The sequence below is a fragment of the Nitrospinota bacterium genome, assembly GCA_035528715.1.
GTDB lineage: Bacteria > JADFOP01 > JADFOP01 > DATKYB01 > DATKYB01 > DATKYB01.
Genome location: DATKYB010000085.1, coordinates 1 through 8419 on the forward strand (window position 1 = coordinate 1; position 8419 = coordinate 8419).

The window sequence follows — 8419 nt, forward strand, 5'->3', positions numbered from 1 at the left end:
TCCTCCAAAAGTATTTGGTTCTCCAATTTCTCCTTCAAATGGTGCGGTAATTCTTCCCCCTAAAGGAATTTGATATAAGCCATATAGGGAGACTAAAAGACAGGTAAGTAGAGAACAAAATACAAATCTTTTTAGCTGTACCTCAGAATGGAGGTGGTTTACAACCATGAAATAAACAATAAAATATTCTATATATTTTAAGACATAAAAGAAGCCGCTTAAGGGGTTCACACTACCCGTTATCATTCCTAAACAGGTGACAAAAAGAGATGATATGGTGTAGAAGAAAATTGGTAGGTTTAGGGGGGTTCTTAAAAATAACCCCAATTCTTTATAAATTGCTGACTTTGCAAACCAGCTGAATCCGATAATCACCAACAAAAAATCATCAAAACGAAGGGTAATTCCCCTTCCCAAAAGAGCGCTTCCTCCAATCTGACCAACGATAAACTCTGGACCTAACAACATAGAAAAAATAAAGATATAGAGAGCGGCTTCTGTGTTGACAAAACTGATGATAAATACCGAAAATCCAAGGATAATTGCTATTGCGTAGAGGTGCATCTCAAGAGCTGATAAATAGGCTATAAGGAAGGATATACATATGATTCCCGTTATAAATAAAAGGTAAGTTATATAAAATTGTCCGATGTCATTTAAAATTTTTAAGGAATTCTTTGGTTTCATTTTTAATAGGAACTGTTAAAGGATACATAGATTTTTTTAAATAAGAAGGGGATTTTCCGTTTTTAATAGAAAAATCCCCTTTTACGATTCATTAAGAATTTATATCTATCCTGTTTTTGGCTTTAAGAGCTGTAGCAGACCTAGATTTAAAGCCAGTAATAAAAGAGAATCGGTAAATCTTAGAAGGGCATTTGCTTCGATTCCCATGATGGGAATTAATGTTAGTTCTCTTCAATTTTTTTAATATAGATGAAAAAATCATTAAAGTTACAAAGCTTCGCCCTCTAAATTACAAAATATCTTTGTTAATATAAATATTATATATGATATTATCATGATTCTCATTAAAAATCAAACAGTTAAAATCTATTTCAAAAAGGGAAAGATTGGCATTATTGAGATTTAAAAATTTTCTGATATTGTCCTTTTAAAATTTTCAGCTTTTGCTGGATATTTTTTTCAAAATTTATAAGTAGAGGTTCTAATTTAATAATGTTTTTCTGCCAGATCAATCCATTGAATAGGAAGAGGAGAGAAAGAAAAGTAACAAGGATTTTTTTAGAAGTGCCTGAAGTTTTTTTATCTATTATTATTTTTTCTTTTTTAGGATCAATTTTAGATTCTTTCTTTTCCCCTTTTTTAAAAAACATTCTTAGAAAAGATCTCAAAAAAGAGAACTTTTTAGCTTTAGCAACTGGTGTTTCTTCATAGACATAATATTTTTCGTATTTTAAGTCATAAAAATCTGGACTAATTTCGGCTTTAAGGCCATTTAAAACCACTCCTATAACATTTGCCTTAACATTTTCTAGCTGAACTCTGGCTCGTCTTAGCGCTCCACGTGCAATCTTTCCTACCTGATAGATGATAACTACACCATTTATCTTAGAACCTAAGATAGCAGCGTCTGTAGCCGGAAGTACAGGAGCGCTGTCAAAGAGAACAACATCATATTCCTTTTCAACTTGAGAAATAAATTCATTCATTCTCTCAGAGGTAAGGAGTTCTGATGGATTGGGAGGGGGGGTTCCAGAACTAATTATATTCATGTTATCAATGCCAGGGGTTAGCATGATGTCTTCCATACCCATCTTTCCCACCATGATATCTGTTACTGTCTTTACTGCTTCTTTCAATGTAGAGTTTCCTAATATGATATCAGTAAGTCCAGGTTCTCTATCGATTCCAAAAATTTTATTAATGGTGGGTCTTCTTAAATCAGCGTCAACAAGGAGAGTTTTATGTCCCATTTGTGCCGTAGTTAAAGCGAGATTTATGACGGTTGTGGTCTTCCCTTCAAGGAGAGAAGCACTGGTAAAGAGAATCGACTTTACCCCTTTTTCTAAGCCTATAAATTGAATATTAGTCCGAAGGGCACGATAGCTTTCGGCCACAGGAGATTTTGGAGCAAAATGGGAAACAAGCCTAGCATTTCTTTCTAATGTTTTTTCATCCTTTTCTATGTGGCTTTTTTTTGCAATGATATCTTTAATTTCATCAATACCGATATGAGGGATTATCCCTAAGACAGGGATATTAAGATAACTTTCTACATCCTCAATAGTCCCAATAGAGGTATCAAGTGTTTCTGAAATAAAGGCAAAGACAACACCTAAAATTATACCTATAAATATTCCTATAAAGGTTGACAAAAAAACCTTAGGAGGGTTTATCGAGGAGCTTATCTCTAAAGCAGGTTTTATAATGGTTATTTCTTCTATCTTTTCTGCTTCCTGGATTAAGCTCTCTTGATATTTAGATTGTAAAAGGGTATAGAGTTGCGTATCCAAAGATACATTTCGTTCAAGCCTCGCTAAAGTTAAACTAGTTTCAGGGAGAGAATCAAGATTTTTCCTTCGATTTTCTATATGATTCTGAAGCCTTTTCTGTTGGGTTCTTAGGGTTGTTTCTTGAGATAAGAGTTCCTCAGTCATCTTTTTTATAACCATTTTAATTTCATTGTTAATTTCTATTACCTCAGGATGGTCTTCAGTATATATTTGTAAAAGCTTGTCCAGCTTTATAGAGAGATCAGACAATAAACTATGTAATGATGTAAATAAAGGAGTTAATTTTACATATATAAGAGGGGGAAGCGATTCTTCTAAAAATCCTTTTTGACTTTTAAGCAGTTTTTTAATCTCGATTATCTCATTTAACATGTTTGAGATTTTTTCATATTCAGATTCTATACTGAATAGTTCTGCAAGGGTTCCTTTTGTTTGAGTATCAAAGTAGATAAGTTTATTTTTTTCTTTAAATTCTCTTAAATTTTCTTCATTTTTCCTCAGTCTCTTTCCTATAATATCTAACTGTTCCTCAATAAATTTTCTGGCCTTAATTATCCTCTTATTCTTCTCTTGAATATTTTCCTGACGGTAGACCTCTGCTACTGTATTAGCAAGATTTTGAGATAGTTTAGGATCAGGAGTTATGGCAGTGATATTTATTATATTGGTGTAGCCTTCGATTTTAGTAGAGATTTGATCTTTTAATGCAGATACCTTTCTCAGGAGATTCTTATCTCTTCTGATGAGCTCTGAAGGAATATTTTTATCTATAAATCCCATTTCCTTAGCAACTTTTTCTATTACAGGATAGCTTGTTATAACCTCGGCTTGCGTTGCTAGATTATCTCCTTCAGCATACGAAACAACCTGTAAAACCAAACCTGCTAAGGTGGTAGCTCTTTCTACCTTTACGCTTGAGGTGGATTTGTATAGAGGCATAGGTTTTAGATATTGGGCAAAGAAAAAACTAAATATTCCCATTAGAAGAGTAGTAGAAATAATGATAAGCTTTTTCTTTCTAATGACTCTCCAGTAGTCCCTAAGATTTATATCATAAGCAGGCATAGTTTTTATTGATATTAAGATTAATTAAAAGATTATTATTAAAATTATTTATTGTTAAATGGTCAAATGAGACTTTTCTTATGGACCTAACGTTACTCCAACCGCCTGCCCTCCGAGGGCCCCCCCTGTATTGAATCTTAAGAATGTGCCTCCTGTGGTATATGTATCTCTTAAGACACCCATGAATATAAGGGAATTGGCTAGGCCTGATATATGTCCTAAAAAGTCCTGTGCAATTTGTATGTCGCTCCTTGGGACAAATAATATATCCCCGTCCAGAAGTGCTATGTTTTGACTCAAATCTCCGTGTCTCAGTAATTTTTTTGTATCTATCGGTATGACTCTTGGATTGGCAAAATCCCCTCTTATGATGCTAATATGTCTACTCATTTTCACATGATCTAGTCCTTTAGAGGCCGAGAGAACTTCAGCAACAGTCGCTTTTTTAGTAAATTTATAAACATGTGGATTATCGACCTCTCCAAGTACAAATATCTTTTTCTTTTTCTCTTCTTCAGGTATTTTGGCTATTTTTATTCTATCTCCAGTTTCCAATATTGGATTTTGCTCTATGATACCTTCAGTGAAGACCTTTGATAAATCAAAGGTCATAATCTTATCTCTTCTATGTATTGTGATATTCGTCATATTTGCATTATCAGTTACCCCTCCTGCTTCCCATAGTAAATCAACAAGGGTTGTTTTCCCCTCTAAGGGGAATTTATAGGTACCTCCACCTGAAACACCACGAGCTGTTGAGGTAAATTCTCCCAAAAGAAATACTGTTTTGCTTTTATATTTTTCCATTGTCACATCGATTCTCGGCTTTTTGATATATTTTTTTAATCTGTTGGTTATAAGAGTGTCTATCTGAGATATTGTTAGACCTTCAACTTTCAAATCATCTAGATAAGAGTAAGATATCTTTCCGTCTTCCCTTACCAAGACGCTGCTAATGTTAGGGGTTGAGGCTTTCCAAAAGGTGACAGAGAGAACATCCCCTGGTCCCACTATATATTTAGAGGTACCGTTTATTTCTATGTAAGGCTTGTAACCATTGTTTGAAGATTTACCCTTTTGGTCTCTCCCGGTTTTATTTGCAAGAATGTATTTTTCTAAAAGATTATTATTAAAACCATTTATCTTGAAAGAGTCAAATGAGACTTTTCTGATTAAATCCTTATCATTATGTCCTTCAAAAAGGTTTTTTGCTAAGAAATACTTTTCTTGTGTCTCCTGGTTTAGAGGGAAGAGTTTAATTCCGTCTCCATGGCTTATTGCTGCTAAATCAACCTGGTTATCACCATTAATATCAAAAGAGTTGATGCTGTACATTATGCTAAAAGAGGATATGAGTTCTGGTCCCTTATTCCAATAGTTGTTTTTTGTAGAAACCCATACTCGAATCCCTTGGCTATCAAATGAGCCTGCTAATATATCTTTAATTCCATCACCGTTGATATCAGAGTTGACAATACTCCAGAAACTCCCAGACTTTGTAGGGGTAGGATATTCTTTCCATCTTCCATATCCATTATTTAACCAAATCTTTATTCCATATAAAAAACTGCCTGCAACAACATCATTCTTACCATCACTGTTTAGATCCGATATATTTACGCTTAAAAAATCACCATTCGTGGCAGGGGGTGGAGATGAGAAGGTCCAATCACCTTTTCCATCCCCTAAAAATATTTTTATGCCACCATAAGGGCGGGAGTCAGCTGCAGCTATATCAAGGACCTTATCTCCGTTGATATCCCCAATGTCAAAATCCTGAAATGGGTTATCAAATTTTAAACCTGATAGAATTAATTTGGAATTTTTTTCTTTTTGAAGCCATATTTTAATTCCACCTTTGAATCCACTCCTCTTCTTTTGCGTTGTTAAAAGCCCTGCGATATCTATGTTGCCATCATTATTGAAATCTCCTGCCTTTATTTTTAAATATATCTGATGATCAGCTACATCTTCAAGCAATCTCCACTCGTTCCTTCCTTGATTGAGAAAGACGTGGATGCCAGGATTCTTTTTCCCTCCGCTAAATATAATATCTTTCTTTCCATCATTATTATAATCCGCTGAATCTAAGGCCAAAACTTCTCCCTTTGTTTTCAGTGTAACAGAAGAGCTCATTTTGGATCCACCCATCTTAATATCTATCTCTCCACTAGGGTATTTTGCCTCAGCTATATCTATCAGTCCGTCGTCATTAAAATCCGCTATGGTTAAACCTGTGTAATGGGACTTTTCTATTAAAAATGAAGGGTTGTTAATTGCTGGGTGATAGGTCTGAGGAGTGCAGTTAGATGAGATTAGATAAATGGCAAAGATTATTAAAAATCTTTTCAATCTGTACATTTTTTCTTTTTTTTATTGAAGACATACTTTTTTTTAATATAGGATAAATCTTTGAGATTTGTCAAGAAAAAAACTATATATTGTATAGTAAAGGCGATGAACTACTAAATATTGTGTTTTCAATCATTTTTTACGGGGTATCAGGACTTTGCAAAGAAACCTCAGGGATTCTTTTGGTATGAGAAAGGCCATTTGAAAGAGACGCAGAATATATAAGAGGGGTATTGAAGATAGTCTATAAAAACCAAAGACTTGAGAAAGAACTGCGGGTCTGGGAAAGAGAAGTTCAAAAAGATACTTTAACTTATGAGATTTTTTGGGGATTCCGTAAATGAATAATAATTCACCATATCTTTCAATCTTTTCATTTTTTAAAAGGAAGTTTAAAGTCCTTTTCTCTAAATAACTCCATTTCATATTTTTATTAAATACAAAATCAGGGATAGGGCTGTTCATTTTTTTCTTCAAATACAAAAGGGAATAATAAAGAGGTCTGGTGAGATTGAATAATTCTGCCCTTTGCAATAATTTATCCCAGTTCAGATTATCCTTATTTTGGTTGATAATTTCATTCATATCAACAAACCATATAAGCTGAGCATAGGAATGTTTCAGAGAGTGGAGGGAGAGGGTAAGAATATTATCATAGGGGGAAAGGCATAAGACATTGGGATAATGGTTTTCTATGGATCTAGCATCTTTCCAAATTTCTTCATCGTTTATTTTTACGGCATATCCTCGAGACCTTATTCTTGATACATTAAAAAGACTTGTGTGTATATCCAAATTGATTGAATCTTTTAGATATCTATCAGGGTAAAAGGGGAGAGGAAAGAAGTCATTTTTTTTTAGTATCTTACATATTTTTTCGTAGTGATCATGTTTTATAAATATATCTATATCATCAAAGTATCTAAGCCCTATATCGCTGTAGATAGTTTTTAAAAATGTAGAACCTCTAAGGAGGATTATGGGGATATGGCTCTCATTAAGATATTTTAAAAGGCTATCTAACTCTTTTAAGATAACCATATTTTTAGCTAAATTTTGGTAGTACATCCGTTCTAATTCTTTGAATTCTTTTTGGGGAGGTGTTTCAATTTGAGAATTCTTTAAGCTCTTATAAAGAAAACCAAAGAGGCCCTCTGTGAGAGATCTGTTGATGAGATATTCCCAGTTAAGATTTTTTAGATTGAATTCTTTTATTCTTTGTTTAGCGTTGTTATCTAAATTTACTTGAGAACAGAGAAGTAATAGATTATTTTCTTGAGTCCAAGCCATAGGCTATTTTTATTCCCATATTTTTTTCATAAAAAAGAGAAATATCTCTCATGAATTTTTGACAGTCTTTGTAACCAAAGCCCTCTGGATATCCATGAATTAGAGGAGGAATTCTGCACATACCGCATATGGATTTATAATAACAATTGAAACACTTTTTCGTTGGCTTCATCTTTTCTTTTAGCTTGTTCAGTGCTCTGTCTAATTGAGAAGAATTTATACAGTTTTTTATGTTGTATGCGGGTAGGTCCATTTCGCAAACCACAAAGTCTCCATTTGCATTTACGTCAAAGCCATTTCCAGTAGCGCAGCCAAAGTAAGCGCTCTCAAAGAATATATCTTTTGCAGAAATTTTTTTAAAAGAAGACAATTCACCGATAAATCTCCAATCATTTTCGATAAATTTTAGTTTCTTGTTTGAATAACGAGTAGTCTCAAAAGCAGCTTTTAGGTAATCTTTCAAAGAGACTCTGATTTTATTAAAACTTTTTATTTTCTTTCGAATTTCTTTTTTCGGGCCTATTGAAAGGGGCTGCACCTCTATGGATATAACTGCATTGTATTTTTCCCCTATTTTGTTTATGAATTCATTAAATTTTATCATACCTTTTATATTATTTTTATGAACAGTAACCTTAATAGAAGAATTAATTTTGCTTTTTATCAGTCTTTCAAAATTCAATAACACTTGGTTAAAATCTTTTCTCGTTAAGTGATGTTCTTCTCTTAATCCGTCCATGCTTATGGCTATTTGAAAAAATCCTTTATTCAATTTGAAGAGTTTATGTGTATAAATCTCCTCTGGAATATAAAGACCATTGCTTACCACAGAGACAAAGCAATTTTTTTTAATAATATATTCAATCAGTTTACTGACGTCTTTTTTCAAAAAAATCTCTCCACCAGCGAGGTGAAAAGAGATGTTGTGGCCTTTATATTTTTTTAAGAGAATATCTGTTAACTTAAACCAATCGTTAGTCTCTAATTCTTCTTTTGATTTTCTTGTTCTGACATAACAATAAGAACAGGTCATATTACAATCTCTTGTTATCTCAAAACCTATGCAGATATCTTTCGAGAAGTCTTTTAGCTCCATTTTTAAACAATCCTTAGTAATTGTATGAAGTGACAGAAATTGTTCTTTGCAGTGCCTTGTCTAATGATTGAAATATACCTGGATATTTTCTACGTAGTTTTTTTGCTATCTGTAAAACTGATGTTTTTCCATTACACTG

5 protein-coding genes are annotated in these 8419 nt (G+C 33.2%); all 5 read right to left on the minus strand.

All coding sequences use genetic code 11. The features are described from left to right. On the minus strand, window positions 1-564 hold a 564-nt coding region (locus tag VMW81_06435), incomplete at its 3' end, for a hypothetical protein (GenBank protein ID HUU50576.1). 515 nt (window positions 565-1079) lie between these two features. Continuing rightward, complete coding sequence (locus VMW81_06440; protein HUU50577.1) at window positions 1080-3542, minus strand: AAA family ATPase; 2463 nt, start codon at window positions 3540-3542, stop codon at window positions 1080-1082. Between the two features lie 78 nt (window positions 3543-3620). Then, window positions 3621-5903 (minus strand): FG-GAP-like repeat-containing protein, encoded by a 2283-nt coding sequence (locus VMW81_06445; protein ID HUU50578.1) that lies wholly within the window; start codon window positions 5901-5903, stop codon window positions 3621-3623. 123 nt (window positions 5904-6026) lie between these two features. After that, window positions 6027-7184 carry a nucleotidyltransferase family protein gene (locus VMW81_06450; protein HUU50579.1) on the minus strand — a complete coding sequence of 386 codons (1158 nt, stop codon included), beginning with the start codon at window positions 7182-7184 and terminating at the stop codon, window positions 6027-6029. Then, complete coding sequence (locus tag VMW81_06455; GenBank protein HUU50580.1) at window positions 7162-8280, minus strand: radical SAM protein; 1119 nt, start codon at window positions 8278-8280, stop codon at window positions 7162-7164. The genes VMW81_06450 and VMW81_06455 overlap by 23 nt, the downstream gene beginning before the upstream one ends. Window positions 8281-8419 lie beyond the last annotated feature (139 nt).

Excerpts from the sequence above, each read along its gene's own strand:
- VMW81_06440 (HUU50577.1), bottom strand. The coding sequence starts at position 3,542 with ATGCCTGCTTATGATATAAATCTTAGGGACTACTGGAGAGTCATTAGA.
- VMW81_06445 (HUU50578.1), bottom strand. The coding sequence starts at position 5,903 with ATGTACAGATTGAAAAGATTTTTAATAATCTTTGCCATTTATCTAATC.
- VMW81_06450 (HUU50579.1), bottom strand. The coding sequence starts at position 7,184 with ATGGCTTGGACTCAAGAAAATAATCTATTACTTCTCTGTTCTCAAGTA.
- VMW81_06455 (HUU50580.1), bottom strand. The coding sequence starts at position 8,280 with ATGGAGCTAAAAGACTTCTCGAAAGATATCTGCATAGGTTTTGAGATA.